The organism is Fictibacillus sp. 23RED33 (assembly GCF_015903925.1).
Lineage (GTDB): Bacteria > Bacillota > Bacilli > Bacillales > Fictibacillaceae > Fictibacillus > Fictibacillus phosphorivorans.
Map to the genome: position 1 here is coordinate 224,186 of NZ_JACZDX010000003.1, position 15,474 is coordinate 239,659.

Consider the following 15,474-nt stretch of genomic DNA (forward strand, 5'->3'; position numbering starts at 1 on the left):
CGTTTTCAAGAAAGGGGTTTACATTAGTGGACTTACCTGAACGAGTTACGCTTATAGAAGTCGGGCCGCGAGATGGCCTTCAGAACGAGAAAAATTTAATACCTGCAAAGAATAAGATAGAATTCATTTCACTACTAAAAAATGCAGGTTTTCAAGAAATGGAGCTCACCTCGTTCGTTTCACCGAAATGGGTTCCTCAAATGCAAGATGCATCTGTAATTATCGATAGCTGCCTAGACGATCAACGAAACTTTGTCCTTGCTCCAAACCAAAAAGGAATCGACTTAGCTGTTGAATCTGGAGTGAAGCATATTGCGGTGTTTGTCGGTGTCAGTGACACGTTCAACAAGAAGAATATTAACAAATCTACAGAAGAGAGCATGAATGAATTAAGACCTCTGATTCAAGATTTAAAGCGCAGAGGATTTTTTGTTAGGGCTTGTATCTCTACCAGTTTTTATTGCCCGTTCGAAGGAAAGATTGATGAACAGGATGTTTTAAAAATTTGCCTGGACTTTGAGGAGATGGGTGTTGATGAACTGAGTGTGGCAGACACAATCGGTATGGCTAATCCATCAGAATGCTTTGAACTGTTTACCCTTTTAAAACATCATCTGAGGGGTACAACACTTTTAACCGCTCATTTTCACGATACGAGAGGAATGGCTCTCTCAAACATTTTTGCGAGTCTTCAAGCTGGCATCGACCGCTTCGATACTTCAGCAGGAGGCCTTGGCGGATGTCCATTTGCACCCGGAGCTTCAGGCAACGTAGCATCTGAAGACGTTGTTTACATGCTTTCTCAAATGGGAATATCAACAGGTATTAACCTTGATAAACTGCTTGAAGCAGCAGCTTACATATCTCCTCATCTTTCAAAATCTGTTTCAAGCAAGCAGTTTCAACTGTTAAAGAACGTTCCTCAGCATTAACAAAACAAAACACGGGCTTTTTACATGCCCGTGTTTTGTTTCGTTCTATCGTAAAATTTCATTGAAGGATTCAGCATCTCTCCAGGGCTTTTTAATGAAAAGTGGTTGCCTGTTGGAGCATCGATCGTCATCTTTTCAGCAAAGAAAACTGCTGTATTGTACTCCATGAAAAGATCTGGACCATTCGTCTCAATTTTTGTATCGTTTTCTTCTGTTTGATCAACTAGGACTAGGGCAGCTACACCACTCACAACGCAGCCGCAACCTTCTGTATCATGTTTGAGTTTTAAATAACCTGCATTACCTTGCATCTTTTTTTCCAAACGCTCTAATGCTGTGTCAGTAAATACGATTTCCATTTATTTTTCTAACTCACCCTTCTTTTTTAATTCTTTTATTGCCCAATTACACCAGGACAACCAGCTCTCCATGTATCGTATGGCAAATTCAATAGTTAGATATTCACCCAACTCATTCTCTTTGTACGTACCGTTCGGAAAATGATCGTCTAACCATTGCTTTGTCATCTCTAAACCCATTTTATGATGATTCTTACTCGTCTCTAAAAAGTTTATCGCTTTGTCTGTAGGGATAAAATGAAACATAGATACCCTTAACAACAGATCGTCTTTAAGCTTTGGTGCATTTACAGGTTTATTCAGCATCCATTCTAGCAACTGTTCAAAACCTTTATCCGTAATCGCATATATCTTCTTATCTGGATAATCACTTTGCTGTACGGTCTTAGATTGTGTGAGTCCTTCTTCTTCCATCTTTAAAAGTTCTCTATAGATCTGCGTGTGATGGGCTGTCCAAAAATGAATAACTGTTTCTTTAAATTGCTGTGTTAACTCGTAACCTGTTGCTTCATTTTTCGCCAATAAACCTAACAGCGCATACCTTAACGCCATGTGATACCCTTCTTTCTTTCTGTACTGTTTTGCATTGTAACACATTTTTCACAATTTTTTTATCCTTAATACTTGATATAAATCTTATACAGCTATTATATTATAGATAAACATATGTGAAAATACACATATGCAAAATAAAAACATACGTAGGAGAGGAAACAATGAACTGGTTAACACGATTTAGTTTAAAAAATCCAGTAGCAATATTCATCTTTTCATTTTTACTCATTGTTGGTGGAGTCTTCTCGTTCACGAATTTAAAAGTGGACCTACTCCCAAATGTTGAGTTTCCACAACTGACCGTTCAAACCGTTTATCCAGGAGCATCTCCTGAAGATGTGAACGAGCAAGTAACAGACAAACTAGAAACTCAACTGAAGCAAGTAGAGGATGTAAAAACCGTTAAGAGTTCTTCAAACGAAAGTATATCTATCATTAGTATGGATTTCCCTTTCACCGCAAATATGGATGAAGTAGAAGATCAAGTCAAATCCATCATTTCAGAAACGGATCTCCCTGAAGATGTAGAACCAGAGGTAAGTCGTTTCTCATTTGGAACCATTCCTATCTACAATATTTCTCTATTCCCTGAAAAAGAAGGAGAAAACATTCAAGCATTCGTTAATGACGAATTGGTTCCAGAACTTAAAAAGATTCAAGGTGTGAACAACGTATCTGTAGGTGGCGTTAAAGAAACATTCGTCTCGATCACACTTGATAAAGAAAAAGCAAAAGAAGCCGGCATCACCTTAAACGCCGTTAAAGAGGCGATTAACAGCCGTGACCTTTCATTCCCTGCTGGTACCGTAACCGATGACTCGATTACAGTCCCAGTTCGTGTTGAAGAAGTGGTCGATACGGTTGCTGAGCTTAAGAAGATTACAATTTCCTCAAGTCAAGGCGCACCTGCTCAGTCTCCAGGTGGAGCTGGCGGAGGAGCACCTGGTGAAGCAGGTCAACCAGGAGCTGGAGGTGGTGCTCCAGGCGGACAAAGCGCACCTGGTGGAGCACAAGCACCTCAAGCACCAGCAAGCTTAAAGCTTGGTGATCTTGCTGAAGTTAAGGAAACAGATGATGTTAGTGAGATTACAAGATATAACCAAAAAGCTTCACTCTCTATGGCCGTAACAAAGAAACAAGATGCAAATACGGTCGAGGTCGCTGACAAAGTGCTAGAAGTCCTGAACAAAAATAAATATGATGATAAGTTAGATTATGCTATTGGTTTCGGCCAGGCGGAAGGTATTAAAGATTCTGTAAACACACTTGTTAAAGAAGGATTGTTTGGAGCATTATTCGCTTCATTAGCAGTACTTATATTCCTTCGAAACTTTAGAGCAACAATCATTGCGATCATCTCGATCCCGCTTTCACTGCTCGTGTCAGCTATCTTCCTAGACCGCCTTGATATCACATTAAATATTATGACACTCGGCGGAATGGCAGTTGCCGTCGGACGCGTTGTAGATGATAGTATCGTGGTTATCGAGAATATCTTTAGAAGAATCCGTAAAACGGATGGTGATTACGATCGTGATGAGCTGATCATTGACTCTACACGCGAAATCTTAAAAGCAATCGTATCTTCTACGATTACAACCGTTGTAGTATTCTTGCCGCTTGGTCTTGTCGGTGGTATTACAGGTGAGTTCTTCTTACCGTTTGCTTTAACCGTTGTATTTGCATTATTAGCATCACTGATCGTTGCTGTTACAATCGTACCTATATTAGCAAAATATGCATTTAAAACCGTTAAACCAGAAAAGAACGATGGTCCATTGCAACGTGGTTATGAAAAACTGATCAAAGCCTCATTGAACCATAAAATTCTAGTTCTTTTCACTTCATTCATTCTTTTAGGCGGATCTTTCTTCCTTGCAACAAAGCTTGGAATGGTGTTCCTGCCGAATGAAGAACAAAAAACATTAACGATTAACGTTGAATTACCTGCAAGTACAAATGTAACAAAGACGAACGAAGTGTCTTTAGAAGTTGAAGAGTACCTCTCTAAGCGCGGTACGATTGAAGATGTAACAGCTGGTATCGGTTCTCGTGATTTCCAAACCGGTCTTAAGCGTCAAAATGTTGCCAACTATTTTGTTAACCTCAAAAAAGAAGCAAACATTGATACAGAATTAAAAGAGCTAGAAAAAGATATTAAAGAAATCACAGACGAAAAAGCAGAAGGAACCGTAATCAGCTTGCAGGAAGTTTCAAGCGGCGGGCCTCCAGCTAATAACGAAGTCAATATTGATCTATATTCAAACAACTTAGAAGATCTGCAGAAAGCAGCAAGTGAAGTTGAAGAGTACATGAAGACGATTGATTCGATCAAGTATGTATCAAACAACTTTAAAGATACACAAAAACAATGGGCTGTTGACATTGATACCGAAAAAGCAGCTGAAAAAGGCGTATCAGGCTTCGCTATTCTAGGAGCAGTCTCAGATGTAACAAAACCCGTTGAGGTAGGAGAACTTACATTAGACGGCGATCAAAAGAATGTGAAAGTCGAATATGACGAAGCAGTTAAATCTCTTGATGAGATTAAGGATCTAACTGTATTTGGTTCATCCGGTCCGGTTAAAATCTCAGACGTTGCCGAAGTAACGGAGAAAGACACTGTAACTGGAATCCAAAAGCTTGATGGTAAGATTTATGCACAAGTCTCTGCACAAGTAAAAGGAGACAACGTTCAAAAAGTAACACAAGACGTTATTAAAGGCGTTGAAGATAATGTAGACCTTCCTTCTTCTGTATCTACAGAAGGTGGCGGAGGAAGCGAAGAAACGATGGATACGTTCAAAGATCTTGGCCTTGCGATGCTAGTTGCGATCGGTCTCGTTTACTTAACGATGTTGATCACATTTGGTCGAGCACGCATTCCGTTCATCATCCTTTCTTCCCTCATATTCGTTCCTGTTGGAGCAATCGGAGGATTATACTTGATCGACGAACCATTATCTGTGAGTGCGATGATCGGAATACTCATGCTGATCGGTATCGTTACGACGAATGCGATCGTATTGGTAGACCGCATCGGACAAAACCGTGAGATTAAAGGTATGCCAGTTCGCGAGGCGCTATTAGAAGCTGGTAAAACTCGTTTACGACCGATATTAATGACAGCATTTGCGACAATTGCAGCATTAATTCCACTTGCATTAACAACGTCGTCAGGAACACTGATCTCTAAAGGATTAGCGATCGTTGTAATTGGTGGTCTAACGACTTCTACACTATTAACATTGATCATCGTACCTGTTCTATATGAGTTATTCTTTAGAAGACAGGCGAAGCGTGAAAAAGCTAAATTAAATTCTTAAACAAAAAGAGTACAGCCCGGGTTTTACTTCCGGCTGTACTCTTTTTTGCTTTATGTAAGAGCTGCAAAATAATATTTGGCATCCCACTGAGCTTGTACAAAAAATTCGTAAGCCATATAACACTTGTATACAGCATATATACCGAACAGTGCAACGATCCCCATGAGTTCCCTTTTTCTTTCCGCAACCTTTTTATAGAAGATATACCCTATCATTCCAATAAAGATCAGATATAAAATATAGATAATTAAGGAGAATTTTTGTACGCTCATCTCATTAACTGCTTCCCTAAATTGATCTAGCTCTCTTTGATTATTTTTATCCTCTTTAAGCTCACTCTGTTTTTTGCCGTCACCTATACTCCAAGTCAATGTTTCACCATCTGCTTTTATGTTGTAGTGAAAGTCCCCTGCCTTTTTCTCAGCAACTATCTGTGGTGAAGCAAAAACACAAGTTTGGGACAGATTTAAAAGAAAAAGAATCATGACAAAAAGCTTAAATGAAATTCGCAATCAAACTCCCTCCCATTTGTAGTCCGCTTCCCTTTATTATCTCCGTGACCTCTATACCTCACATTAGTCGGCCTATTATAGTTTAAAGAATTACCCTTCTTTATTCTAAAGCACTACATACTTTTCCATCATTTTGCACATCGGGACTATAGACCTTGTTTCGGCCACTCTACTTATGGGAAATATATCAGCAATCATCTCGTACAGGAGGCTTCAGATTATGAAACAAATCTGCTCTCAAAAAGTAATCGTTACCGCTAAATATACAGTGAGTAAAGCCATTGAGATTATGCATTCTGCTAAGAGACTTAACAGCCAGCTATTTTTAAGTAAAGATGGTATTACCATTCATGCTACAGGATTATCACAGCTCGTAGCATTCTTTTTAACGTTAAAAGAAGGAGATTCTTTTCTTTATATCGTTGAAGGCGCTGATGCTGAGTCAGCGATGAGTCTGATCTTACCTCCAGAGCAACCTTCTTAATTTCTACAACCCTACCTTTGCCTTCATCTTCTTCTTAAATATCATGGGTAGACCGACAAGGACAAATAAAAGAGTAGTGCCGATCCAAACAACTTTTTTGCTTCCAGACGTCATGGAGGTACCTAAGTACGTGTAAGCAATTGTTCCAGGAATGATTCCTATTGCTGTAGCGATCGCATAGTCTCTAAACTTTACCTTTGTTAAAGAAGTTAAATAACTAACGAGATCGAAATTCAATACCGGAAGCAACCTTAACAATAGAACAAATCGAATGCCTTCTCTTTCAATCTTGTTGCGTACTTTTTCGTAGTTTTCGTTTTTCCATTGTTTATTTTTCTTAAAACGGCCAAGGCGGTTGATCGCGAAATACGTTAGGAGTCCTCCTCCTAGCGATCCGAGATATGTATACAGACATCCCCAATAAAAACCAAACGACAAACCGCTTGTTATGGCAAATATGGAAGATGGAAATAACACAAAAGGCCTCACTGTATAAAGGACAACAAAGATAAAAGGTGCGATCCATCCCCACTGTACGATCCAATTTCTAAATTCTTCAGGACTAAATCCCTTATAATTCTTTTGCAGCCAGAGAAATAAAATGATTAAGCCAGCAACCAATAACGTAAGATATAGCCACTTTTTTGTAGGTTTCATGTTTCCTCCATGTGAAAGTTTCATTTAGTAAGCATTTTTCCTTCTTATGCACATATCCATACATAGTGTGATTGGCAAAGGAGGTCATCTATTATGATTGTAAAAGCTACTCGGCCTATTTATGCAGAGCGTGCTGCTAAACTTGTTGAGCTAACAGGCAGTTTTACAGAATCTATCTATTTGCAAAAAGGAGACCGAACAGCTGACGGAAAAAGCTTTCTCGGTATCATTGCGTTGTCTATCTATCCAGAGGATTTTGTTGAAATTATTTGCGATCCACCTAATACTGAGCTAAAAGAAAAGATACTTTCATCCGGACTTTTTGCAAGCTGTAAATCTTAATCTTATTGCTCTTATTATTATCTTATTACACCGAACTCCTCTTTGGCTATTTCTTCCTGACTTATAAACTGTAAATGGCCAACTGAGTGAGTTAGAGACAACTAAAACACTTATTTTGTGGTGACGTGATCTTCGCACCTCAATAGGATGCATGCTTTTTCGCGTACACATGATTAGGATGATTATGTAATCAAATAAAGGCTTCGCATGAAATTCAACCCCATGCGAAGCCTTATTTTTCCTGTTTAAGAAAACTCGTGAAGAAAATGGATTTTTATATTTCGTTCAACGCTGCATTTAGAGAGTTAATTCTTGTTTGAAGTGGTATTTTCGCTTCATTTAGCATCTTTTTGTAAATTTCCAATATCTTAGTACTGTACGTTGTGCCTGGTATGGCCCATTTGCCGTTCAGCTGCGCCCAAGTCACAGCACTGCCTCTTTGGACATATTGAAACCTAGGATCAACAAGAGGATATTGTGAAGGTAGAGGCTTTGTAGACGTATAAGCAAACAAGTGCTGGATGTGTGCTAGAACGCCTTCTTGAGGCGTCTTAAACACAGCCGGTTCGTTCTTACCTGTCGCACCGATTCCTGCATAGTTATTCTGAGAAGCCTTGACGTTACCTTCAAACCGGAAGTACCCTGTTTCTTGAATAGCCTGAGCGAATGCTACATCCCCTCTGATTCCGTACACTTGTCCGATCTGAACATAAAGAGCAGCTACAGATGGCGCGTTCGGATTGACTTTCTTTACAAACCGATCCATCTCTTCTGCAGATAACATCGATGAGCCTTGTATCGTTAGGCCCTTCGGAGGCTCTGGATTTGGTTTTGGCGGTTCCTCGACTAGGGGCGGCTCATTTGTATTTTTCTCTATCACATAAGCATCTGCTACACCTTCTGAACGAATCTTTTTAGCGAAATTTTCTGCATATTCTCTTTTCTGAAAAGCTCCAGCTTGAACTCTGTAATAGGTTTTGCTTCCGCTTTTTATTTCATCAATAAAGGCAGTTATGTTTTGTTTAGCCAGGAGTGAAACCCGAGCAACAGCATTCTCTTTTTGTTCGAACGCACCTGCGATCACATTGAAGATTTGTGTTTGTGTGATCTGTATCTGTTTTTTTGGAAGAGAAAGACCTTGTGCGATTCCTTTTGCAACTGCTATAGACACGTCATTTTGAAAATCTTCTCTTTGTAAAAGAGCTAAATTTTTCTCATTATCCATGAAAAGTACTTCTAATAAGACAGCAGACTTTTTCGTTTCACGAAGCACGTGAAAATCAGCCTGTTTTTGCCCTCTGTCTCGCACACCGTACTTACTCATTACAGCCGCGACTGATGCATGCAAAACACCTTGTATCCTTTTCGTTTCAACACCTGCACGCAGATGCACATAGCTTTCGAAGCCTTCTCCTCCACCAATGTTTTGGTGGATGGACACAAACAGCTCTGCATTCTTGCTGTTTGCTACATTCGTTCTTTCTTCTAATGATACAGTTGTATCACCCGTTCGAGTCATGATGACCGTCACTTCATAGTTGTTTTGAAGATTAGCTTGTATCTTTTTGGCGATTGCCAGATTATATACTTTCTCAAAATGCTCTTTGTTTACCGCTCCTGGATCATTACCTCCATGGCCCGGGTCAATGATTATGACTTTCAAATTGTCACCTTCTTATTTGTCCGTTAGAAGCGCTTTTTAACAATGAAAATGGCGCTTACTTCTATTAAAAAGGATTTGGCGGTATACTAAAAGAGCCATATGACTATTTTTATAAAATTGGATATTCGACTAAGGTGGGTAACAGAATGGAAGCTGCTTTATTTGGAAGTGTTTTATCTGCATTAGCAACCGGTTTTGGTGCACTACCTGTTCTTTTCTGGTCTCAGGTAACACACCGGTTCCGCGACATACTGCTTGCTCTTACCGCAGGTATCATGGTCGCTGCTTCAACCTTCAGCTTGATTCCTCAAGCTCTTGAACTATCAAACTTAACAGTACTTACGATCGGTATTACACTCGGTACTTTAACACTCTTACTTTTAGAAAGGTTCGTCCCGCACGTTGATCTTGACCATTCGAAGATTTTTAAGGGTATCGATGCTAAAGCGTTTCTTGTTATTGCTGCAATCACGTTGCACAACCTGCCTGAAGGTCTTTCTGTTGGGGTCAGTTATGCTAGTGAGAATACCGGCCTTGGCGGTTTGATCGCATTTGCGATCGGGCTTCAAAACGCACCAGAGGGTCTGTTAGTAGCCCTTTTTCTCATTCATCAAAATATGAATCGATTTAAGGCTTTCCTTATTGCCACATTAACGGGTGCTGTTGAAATCGTTACGGCTTTGCTTGGGTATGTGCTCACTTCTTATGTAGAGAATCTTGTCCCTTATGGCCTTTCCTTTGCAGCCGGTGCCATGCTTTTTATCGTCTACAAAGAACTCATTCCTGAAAGCCATGGTGATGGTCACGCTCGATCCGCTACATTATCATTTATTGCCGGGCTCTTGATCATGATTTACTTAACGCAAATCTTTGGATAATAAACAGCAAAAACTATCTTCAGCGTTAGTTTTTGCTGTTTTTTTTGCGTCTATATTTCTTATGTGTCTATGCGTATTCAACGTCCATAATGTCAGTCAATTTTAAGATATGCATCCTTTTCTCGTCATCGAGCACCCTTAACTCTTTTTTATATTCGTCTATATAATGCACATGGCCTAAAAGCACGAGCGCCCTGCCTTTTTCAAAATACGTAAACTTTAGCCTTTGGTTCTCTTCCATCGCAACACAGATTGTCTCATTGAATTCTTCGTACTTTTGTTCATCTAATTCTGGCTTTCTTCCATAGTCCAGACCGTCCTGATGCTCTCTTAACATTTTCACATGCTCCGGCAGCATCATCGCTGTCCACTTAATCGTTCCTCTGTCACGAATCACCGTTCTTCCGCCCCCTTATGCCTTATGTCCACCTAAAAGTCGGCTTCTGTATAATGCTGTTCCTCCTTTTGTGTAAGAAACAGCCCGCAGAAGAGAGTTGGAGCCGTATTTTTGCCGAATATCATCCATAACATAGCCGATCTTTCTTTTTTTTGGATGGTCTAGAGAAAACAAAGTAAGTTGTGTTTCTGTATCTTCACAGACGTTAGAAAGAGCGATTGAAATCTTACGCACCGTCTCTCCCCGATAAAAGGTTTGCAGAAGCTCTAGACACACTTCATACAGCTCCATCGTAATGTTAGATGGCTGATCGATCGATTTAGAACGATGAAAGCCACCGCCACCCTCATCTTTGCTATATCCTAATCCAAAGCTGATCGTCCGCCCTGCTTTTCTTGCTCTTCTCGCACGTCTTGCCACTTCTTCACACATTTCCAAAATGACATGTTTGATCTCCGTTATATCCGTATAATCCCGAAGTAAAATCTGGCTTTTTCCGTAGCTGACCTGGCCTTGCATGATGGGCGCACCGATTTCAGACAGATCGATGCCCCATGCATGATGATAGAGTTGATTCCCCATGATCCCGAATTTTTTCTCTAAAAGTTCGAGCGGATAATGCGCGAGGTCACCGACTGTTACAATCCCCATCCTGTTTAAAGTCCGCTCTACTCTTGATCCGATTCCCCACATCTGGCTTAATGGGGATAGAGGCCATAGCTTCTGTTCTACATCTTCATACCCCCACTGCGCCACTCCTTTTTTCTTCGCTTCAAGATCGAGACAAAGCTTTGACATGAGCATGTTCGGGCCAATTCCGATCGCACACGGCAATCCAAATTCTCGCCAGATATCACGTCGAATTCTCTCAGCAAGTTCTTGTGCGCTTCCCCACAACCTTTCTGTTCCGTCAGCTTGAAGAAAACTTTCATCCACGCTATATGTGTGGATTGACTCTGGTGGAACATATCGGTGCAGCATCTTCGTGATCTCCATCGATCTTTCTAGGAAATAAGCCATCTGCGCATTTACAACAATAATGTTTTTATTCTTTGGAATCTCAAACAGCCGGTTGCCTGTGCGAATACCAAAATCAGCCTTTAGTCTCGGTGATGCTGCAAGCACAACACTTCCCTGTCTCTCCGTATCCCCTACTACTGCCAAATGACATGTCAGCGGATTTAACCCTAAGCGAACAGCAGCACAGCTTGCATAAAAACTTTTCATATCCATACATAAGATGGTGCGCTTAGGCATTTCATCATAGTTCATTCGACATACCCCTTTCATCAATTAGCGAACATCTGTTCTTTATATGTATACCCATTTTAACCGAATGTATGTTCTTATAACAATGGTAATTTTTTCAGCAAATTTTGCAGATTGACGTTTTCGAGCCAAAAGTCTAGGATTTATAAGGAAAGTCAGGTGAAGAAATGAACCGCAGATTGATAAGAAAAATGATCAAACGATCGTTGAAGGATTATTTATGGGAAGAAGAAAATTGGACATTAACAGATGAAGAATGGAGAAATCTCGAAGAAGAAGTATTGCGCCAGATAAATGAGGAAAGTCAAAATGAGGCAATTTACAGCATTATTCAGGACGTTGTGTATGCCTATTTTACAAATAAATAAGCAGGTTCCGTCTTTTAGTGAGGGAACCTGCTTATTTTTGATGCTGGTGTGAGAGGTTTGGACTGTAATCGATGAGGTTTTAAGTGGCAATCCATGAGTTTCGGGCTGTAATCCACGAGTTTTGGACTTCAATCCACAAGTTTTGAGCTCCAGTCCACGAGTTTTGAGCCCCAATCCACGAGTTTCGAGCTCCAATCCACGAGTTTTGGACTTCAATCCACAAGTTTTGAGCTTCAATCCACGAGTTTCAGACCCCAATCCACGAGTTTTGAGCCCCAATCCACGAGTTCCATCATCAGCTCCAAAAGTCTTATAACTCTCCATTTTGTTTACATAATAAAATTATTGTAACTTACTTTTGTCGAAACGATTTTCCACCTAGTGTTTCAATCAATTTTGGCATGACTTGATACATCGTACTTCCAACGTTCATCCACCATGGCAGGTTAATCTCACGAACGGGACGCTCCATCGCTTTAACAATTTTGTCTGAGACATGCGAAGGCTGGAGCATCAGTTTTTGAACGTTTTTAACGTAATTGCCAGACTGATCAGCAAGTGTAAAGAAGTTGGTTGCGATTGGTCCTGGGTTGATGGTGGTCACGTCTACCCCTTTGTGTGCGACTTCCAAACGCAACCCGTTTGAGAATCCTAACACAGCATGTTTCGTTGCTGCGTACACGCTGGATTTTGGCGTTGAGATCTTACCGGCCTGAGAAGCAATATTCACGATATGACCATTTCCTCTTTGAAGCATATGAGGCAGAACAGCTCTCGTACAAGCCATCAGCCCAAGAACGTTCGTTGAAAACATTCCTTCGATATTTTTCCATGGCGAATCCACAAACTCTTCAAAAATGCCGTAACCCGCGTTATTCACTAAAATATGTATGTTTTGATGTTCACTAAGGATCGTTGAAAAAACTTCCTCAACGCTGTCTGTGTTCGAAACATCTAAAATATAATAAGGCGCTGTTACATTCGTAGCTTTTAAGATCGCTTCCTGTACCACTTTTAGCTGATCTTCTCTTCTTGCAGTAAGGATGGGCGTTGCTCCTTTTTTAGCCACATCCATAGCAAGGTGAGCGCCGAGTCCTCCTGATGCTCCTGTTATCAAGACCACTTTATTTTGTAATGTACTCATCTTCTAACTCCTGTTCTGCGATAATGTGATATCTTGTTCTCTTCCTCTACTCGCACTCTTCCTTCTGATTGAAGCAGATCGAGGTGTCCTACAACTTCAGATACTACTAATCCGAGTTGCTTTTCATATAATTTTGGAAATAGACGTCGACACAGTTCAAAAACGGTTAACGGCTCATCGCTCAACAGATGTTCAAGCGCTTTTGCACGCTCGGTATGATCGTGTAAGCGTTTTGTGATCAACTGTGCTGCATTCGTAAAAGGCTCGCCGTGTCCAGGGTATACTGTTTTTAAGTTCAGCGTGTATAGGTATTGCAATGTCTCTCGGTATTGAAGCAAGGTTCTTGGCCGCTCGGTTTCGTTCAAAGCCGGCGGTTCTAATAGGGCATTAGACGAAATATGAGGCAGCAGCACATCCCCGCCGATTAAGATCCCATCTTCTTCATGATAGAGAGAAAGATGGTCTGGGGCATGTCCGGGCGTCTTTAAAAAGATGAATCCCTCGTGACCAGACACTTCATCACCAGGTAAAGGCAGGGTGTCTGGAACAAACGCGCTTGAGAAGGTACGATACTTTCGCAGCTTTAAAAGTTCTATTCTTCCAAGAGTATCTGGCACTCCAAAAGAATGATAGAGATCGGTATAAAACGTTTCTCCCTGTTCAATAAATTCACGGTCGCCACTAACATAAGGAACGGCTTCTCTAAGCATGAGGGTCGAAACACCACTCTCTTGGATCTCTTTTGATAGACCCGCATGATCAGGGTGGTAGTGCGTGCAGATATAATAATCTAAATCTTTAAAAGTGAGCCCATGATCCTTAAGGTTAGAGAGAAGCTGTTGTCTGCTTTCTTCGGTTTTTGCTCCGGAATCAACAAGCGTAACCGCATCACTTTTTAGGAGGACACAGTTTACAGGACCTACATCAAATGGTGTAGGAAGCGTAATTGGGATAATTGCTGTTTTTTGAGTCATCTTTTCCTCCAAATAAAATAACTAGTTGACATACATATAGAAATCATAGCATAATGTTTTTTAAAATATAAAAGAAATGCCAATTATGGCCAATAAATAAATGCGTTGAAAGGGATTAGTACGTAATCTCCTCCGTTTAGAGAGTGGAATCCATAGGCTGCAAGATTTCACCGTAAAGGAATTACTGAACCTGCCCTGGAGCAGTCTGGAGAAATCTGGCGCAGTTCTGCGATAAAGACATCTTGAGCGGGCAAGCAATCATGCCAACAAAGGTGGTACCACGGATCACTCCCATCCGTCCTTTATATTTAGGACTGGGAGTTTTTTTATACTCAAAATTCTGGGAGGGATCACCCGTGGGAACAGAAAAAATAACATTTATTGGTGCCGGATCGATGGCTGAGGCCATTATGGAAGGATTGATCAAAAAAGAGAAATGGCAAGCTGATTTGATCACGATAAAAAACCGAAGCAATACACAACGTGTAAACGAGCTACAAGTTAAGTACGGTGTAGTACCCGCTTCAACGATAGAAGAAGCGATCACTGGTGCAGAGATTATTATTCTTGCGGTAAAACCAAAGGATGCGCACAATGCGGTTAACACCATCAAGCCGTTTGTTAAGAGCCATCAACTGATCATTTCTGTTATGGCTGGCATATCCACTGAAACGCTAACAAATTGGCTTCATCTTAACAACCCTGTAATGAGAGCGATGCCAAACACCTCCGCATCAATCGGATATTCTGCTACTGCACTCTCCTCAGGGATCTATGCAGAGCCATTTCACATTGAAAAATCTCTTGAGCTGTTTGAGACGATCGGAACGGTTACTCTTGTCCCTGAAGAAAAACTTCATATCGTTACAGGCCTCTCTGGAAGTGGTCCTGCCTATGTTTACTATATCGCTGAAGCCATGCAAAAAGCGGCTGAAGAATTAAATCTTTCTGAAGAAGAAGCAAAGACTTTAATCTCTCAAACGCTTTTAGGTGCATCTCTTATGCTTAAACAAACAACAGATTCGCCAATCGAGCTTAGAAGAAAAGTAACCAGTCCTGGCGGCACGACTGAGGCAGGAATCGGTAAACTGGACCAACACGGAGTCCAAGACGCATTTTTAGCTTGCATCAAAAAAGCAGTGCAACGATCAGAGGAATTAGGAAGAATGAACTGATTTGTTAACGGGCTGTCTCTTGAAAGGAAATACCCTTAAATACACCGTTCGGCGTTAACGTAATCGTTATGATGACTCCTTTTTCTGAAGCACCTTTCCTGATCCACAGCTTAAATCTTTCGACAATATCTTCATTTTGAGCAGTCGTTCGTCCAACATATAAATAATCTACGATATCATAATCGGGGTAGCGTTTCCCTGTTTCGAAAACAGCGAGTCTGCCCCATTTTGCATAAGCAGGTTCTTGTACCCTTGGACTTTCTGCAGAGACCGTAAACGGAAGTGAACTACACACTAGAAAACTGGCCATGATCCAGCAGAATAACTTAAGAGAAATCTTCATCATACCAACTCCTTTTCGTTATTTTGCACCAATTCTCTAGTTTTCTCTGCAGAAATTGACGATTAGAAAAAATTGACAAGCCCTTTACTTACTCTT

17 protein-coding genes and 1 other annotated feature are annotated in these 15,474 nt (G+C 40.7%); of the genes, 7 read left to right on the plus strand and 10 right to left on the minus strand.

Annotation, left to right across the window (positions count from 1 at the left end; genetic code table 11):
• Nucleotides 1–26 precede the first annotated feature (26 nt).
• On the plus strand, nucleotides 27–932 hold the full coding sequence (locus tag IHV09_RS12970; RefSeq protein ID WP_197264670.1) for a hydroxymethylglutaryl-CoA lyase: 906 nt from the start codon (nucleotides 27–29) through the stop codon (nucleotides 930–932).
• Between the two features lie 20 nt (nucleotides 933–952).
• Here IHV09_RS12970 and IHV09_RS12975 read toward each other — a convergent pair whose 3' ends face one another.
• On the minus strand, nucleotides 953–1,291 hold the full coding sequence (locus tag IHV09_RS12975) for an iron-sulfur cluster biosynthesis family protein (RefSeq protein ID WP_197130853.1): 339 nt from the start codon (nucleotides 1,289–1,291) through the stop codon (nucleotides 953–955).
• Complete coding sequence (locus IHV09_RS12980) at nucleotides 1,292–1,843, minus strand: PadR family transcriptional regulator (RefSeq protein ID WP_197130855.1); 552 nt, start codon at nucleotides 1,841–1,843, stop codon at nucleotides 1,292–1,294.
• A gap of 164 nt (nucleotides 1,844–2,007) precedes the next feature.
• Here IHV09_RS12980 and IHV09_RS12985 point away from each other — a divergent pair, with 164 nt between their 5' ends.
• Nucleotides 2,008–5,172, plus strand: coding sequence for an efflux RND transporter permease subunit (locus IHV09_RS12985; protein ID WP_197264671.1), 3,165 nt, complete (start codon nucleotides 2,008–2,010; stop codon nucleotides 5,170–5,172).
• A gap of 50 nt (nucleotides 5,173–5,222) precedes the next feature.
• Here the strand turns inward: IHV09_RS12985 and IHV09_RS12990 are convergent, their stop codons facing one another.
• Complete coding sequence (locus IHV09_RS12990; protein ID WP_197264672.1) at nucleotides 5,223–5,684, minus strand: hypothetical protein; 462 nt, start codon at nucleotides 5,682–5,684, stop codon at nucleotides 5,223–5,225.
• Between the two features lie 220 nt (nucleotides 5,685–5,904).
• Between IHV09_RS12990 and IHV09_RS12995 the strand changes: the two genes are divergently transcribed.
• Nucleotides 5,905–6,168 carry a hypothetical protein gene (locus IHV09_RS12995; protein WP_197130862.1) on the plus strand — a complete coding sequence of 88 codons (264 nt, stop codon included), beginning with the start codon at nucleotides 5,905–5,907 and terminating at the stop codon, nucleotides 6,166–6,168.
• A 3-nt stretch (nucleotides 6,169–6,171) separates the two neighbouring features.
• On the opposite strand, the gene IHV09_RS13000 is transcribed toward IHV09_RS12995, so the two are convergent.
• On the minus strand, nucleotides 6,172–6,825 hold the full coding sequence (locus tag IHV09_RS13000) for a TVP38/TMEM64 family protein (RefSeq protein WP_197130869.1): 654 nt from the start codon (nucleotides 6,823–6,825) through the stop codon (nucleotides 6,172–6,174).
• Nucleotides 6,826–6,918: 93 nt separating this feature from the next.
• On the opposite strand from IHV09_RS13000, the gene IHV09_RS13005 reads away from it, so the two are divergent.
• Nucleotides 6,919–7,167 carry an HPr family phosphocarrier protein gene (locus IHV09_RS13005; RefSeq protein ID WP_197130872.1) on the plus strand — a complete coding sequence of 83 codons (249 nt, stop codon included), beginning with the start codon at nucleotides 6,919–6,921 and terminating at the stop codon, nucleotides 7,165–7,167.
• A 274-nt stretch (nucleotides 7,168–7,441) separates the two neighbouring features.
• On the opposite strand, the gene IHV09_RS13010 is transcribed toward IHV09_RS13005, so the two are convergent.
• The gene (locus IHV09_RS13010; RefSeq protein ID WP_197264673.1) at nucleotides 7,442–8,830 is read right to left on the minus strand and encodes an N-acetylmuramoyl-L-alanine amidase; all 1,389 of its coding nucleotides are present in this window, start codon (nucleotides 8,828–8,830) and stop codon (nucleotides 7,442–7,444) included.
• Between the two features lie 146 nt (nucleotides 8,831–8,976).
• On the opposite strand from IHV09_RS13010, the gene IHV09_RS13015 reads away from it, so the two are divergent.
• On the plus strand, nucleotides 8,977–9,708 hold the full coding sequence (locus IHV09_RS13015) for a ZIP family metal transporter (protein ID WP_137788969.1): 732 nt from the start codon (nucleotides 8,977–8,979) through the stop codon (nucleotides 9,706–9,708).
• Between the two features lie 67 nt (nucleotides 9,709–9,775).
• On the opposite strand, the gene IHV09_RS13020 is transcribed toward IHV09_RS13015, so the two are convergent.
• Entirely contained in the window at nucleotides 9,776–10,105 is a 330-nt protein-coding gene (locus IHV09_RS13020; RefSeq protein ID WP_197264674.1) for a YolD-like family protein, read from the minus strand.
• A 15-nt stretch (nucleotides 10,106–10,120) separates the two neighbouring features.
• On the minus strand, nucleotides 10,121–11,377 hold the full coding sequence (locus tag IHV09_RS13025; RefSeq protein ID WP_137788967.1) for a DNA polymerase thumb domain-containing protein: 1,257 nt from the start codon (nucleotides 11,375–11,377) through the stop codon (nucleotides 10,121–10,123).
• A 164-nt stretch (nucleotides 11,378–11,541) separates the two neighbouring features.
• Between IHV09_RS13025 and IHV09_RS13030 the strand changes: the two genes are divergently transcribed.
• Nucleotides 11,542–11,742 (plus strand): YqzH family protein, encoded by a 201-nt coding sequence (locus tag IHV09_RS13030; protein WP_197264675.1) that lies wholly within the window; start codon nucleotides 11,542–11,544, stop codon nucleotides 11,740–11,742.
• 352 nt (nucleotides 11,743–12,094) lie between these two features.
• Here the strand turns inward: IHV09_RS13030 and IHV09_RS13035 are convergent, their stop codons facing one another.
• Nucleotides 12,095–12,886 (minus strand): SDR family NAD(P)-dependent oxidoreductase, encoded by a 792-nt coding sequence (locus IHV09_RS13035; protein ID WP_197264676.1) that lies wholly within the window; start codon nucleotides 12,884–12,886, stop codon nucleotides 12,095–12,097.
• Nucleotides 12,883–13,860: an MBL fold metallo-hydrolase gene (locus IHV09_RS13040; RefSeq protein ID WP_197264677.1), complete on the minus strand. Its 978-nt coding sequence runs from the start codon at nucleotides 13,858–13,860 to the stop codon at nucleotides 12,883–12,885. Before IHV09_RS13040 ends, IHV09_RS13035 begins: the two co-directional genes overlap by 4 nt.
• Nucleotides 13,861–13,956: 96 nt before the next feature.
• Nucleotides 13,957–14,166 (plus strand) — a binding site (T-box leader).
• Between the two features lie 50 nt (nucleotides 14,167–14,216).
• Between IHV09_RS13040 and proC the strand changes: the two genes are divergently transcribed.
• Entirely contained in the window at nucleotides 14,217–15,035 is an 819-nt protein-coding gene (gene proC, locus IHV09_RS13045; protein WP_197264678.1) for a pyrroline-5-carboxylate reductase, read from the plus strand.
• Nucleotides 15,036–15,039: 4 nt separating this feature from the next.
• Here proC and IHV09_RS13050 read toward each other — a convergent pair whose 3' ends face one another.
• The gene (locus IHV09_RS13050; RefSeq protein ID WP_231618296.1) at nucleotides 15,040–15,378 is read right to left on the minus strand and encodes a DUF3889 domain-containing protein; all 339 of its coding nucleotides are present in this window, start codon (nucleotides 15,376–15,378) and stop codon (nucleotides 15,040–15,042) included.
• Nucleotides 15,379–15,474 lie beyond the last annotated feature (96 nt).

Coding starts and splice junctions, on each gene's coding strand:
- IHV09_RS12975 (WP_197130853.1), bottom strand. CDS start 1,291: ATGGAAATCGTATTTACTGACACAGCATTAGAGCGTTTGGAAAAAAAG.
- IHV09_RS12980 (WP_197130855.1), bottom strand. CDS start 1,843: ATGGCGTTAAGGTATGCGCTGTTAGGTTTATTGGCGAAAAATGAAGCA.
- IHV09_RS12985 (WP_197264671.1), top strand. CDS start 2,008: ATGAACTGGTTAACACGATTTAGTTTAAAAAATCCAGTAGCAATATTC.
- IHV09_RS12995 (WP_197130862.1), top strand. CDS start 5,905: ATGAAACAAATCTGCTCTCAAAAAGTAATCGTTACCGCTAAATATACA.
- IHV09_RS13000 (WP_197130869.1), bottom strand. CDS start 6,825: ATGAAACCTACAAAAAAGTGGCTATATCTTACGTTATTGGTTGCTGGC.
- IHV09_RS13005 (WP_197130872.1), top strand. CDS start 6,919: ATGATTGTAAAAGCTACTCGGCCTATTTATGCAGAGCGTGCTGCTAAA.
- IHV09_RS13015 (WP_137788969.1), top strand. CDS start 8,977: ATGGAAGCTGCTTTATTTGGAAGTGTTTTATCTGCATTAGCAACCGGT.
- IHV09_RS13025 (WP_137788967.1), bottom strand. CDS start 11,377: ATGAACTATGATGAAATGCCTAAGCGCACCATCTTATGTATGGATATG.
- IHV09_RS13030 (WP_197264675.1), top strand. CDS start 11,542: ATGAACCGCAGATTGATAAGAAAAATGATCAAACGATCGTTGAAGGAT.
- IHV09_RS13035 (WP_197264676.1), bottom strand. CDS start 12,886: ATGAGTACATTACAAAATAAAGTGGTCTTGATAACAGGAGCATCAGGA.
- IHV09_RS13040 (WP_197264677.1), bottom strand. CDS start 13,860: ATGACTCAAAAAACAGCAATTATCCCAATTACGCTTCCTACACCATTT.
- IHV09_RS13050 (WP_231618296.1), bottom strand. CDS start 15,378: ATGAAGATTTCTCTTAAGTTATTCTGCTGGATCATGGCCAGTTTTCTA.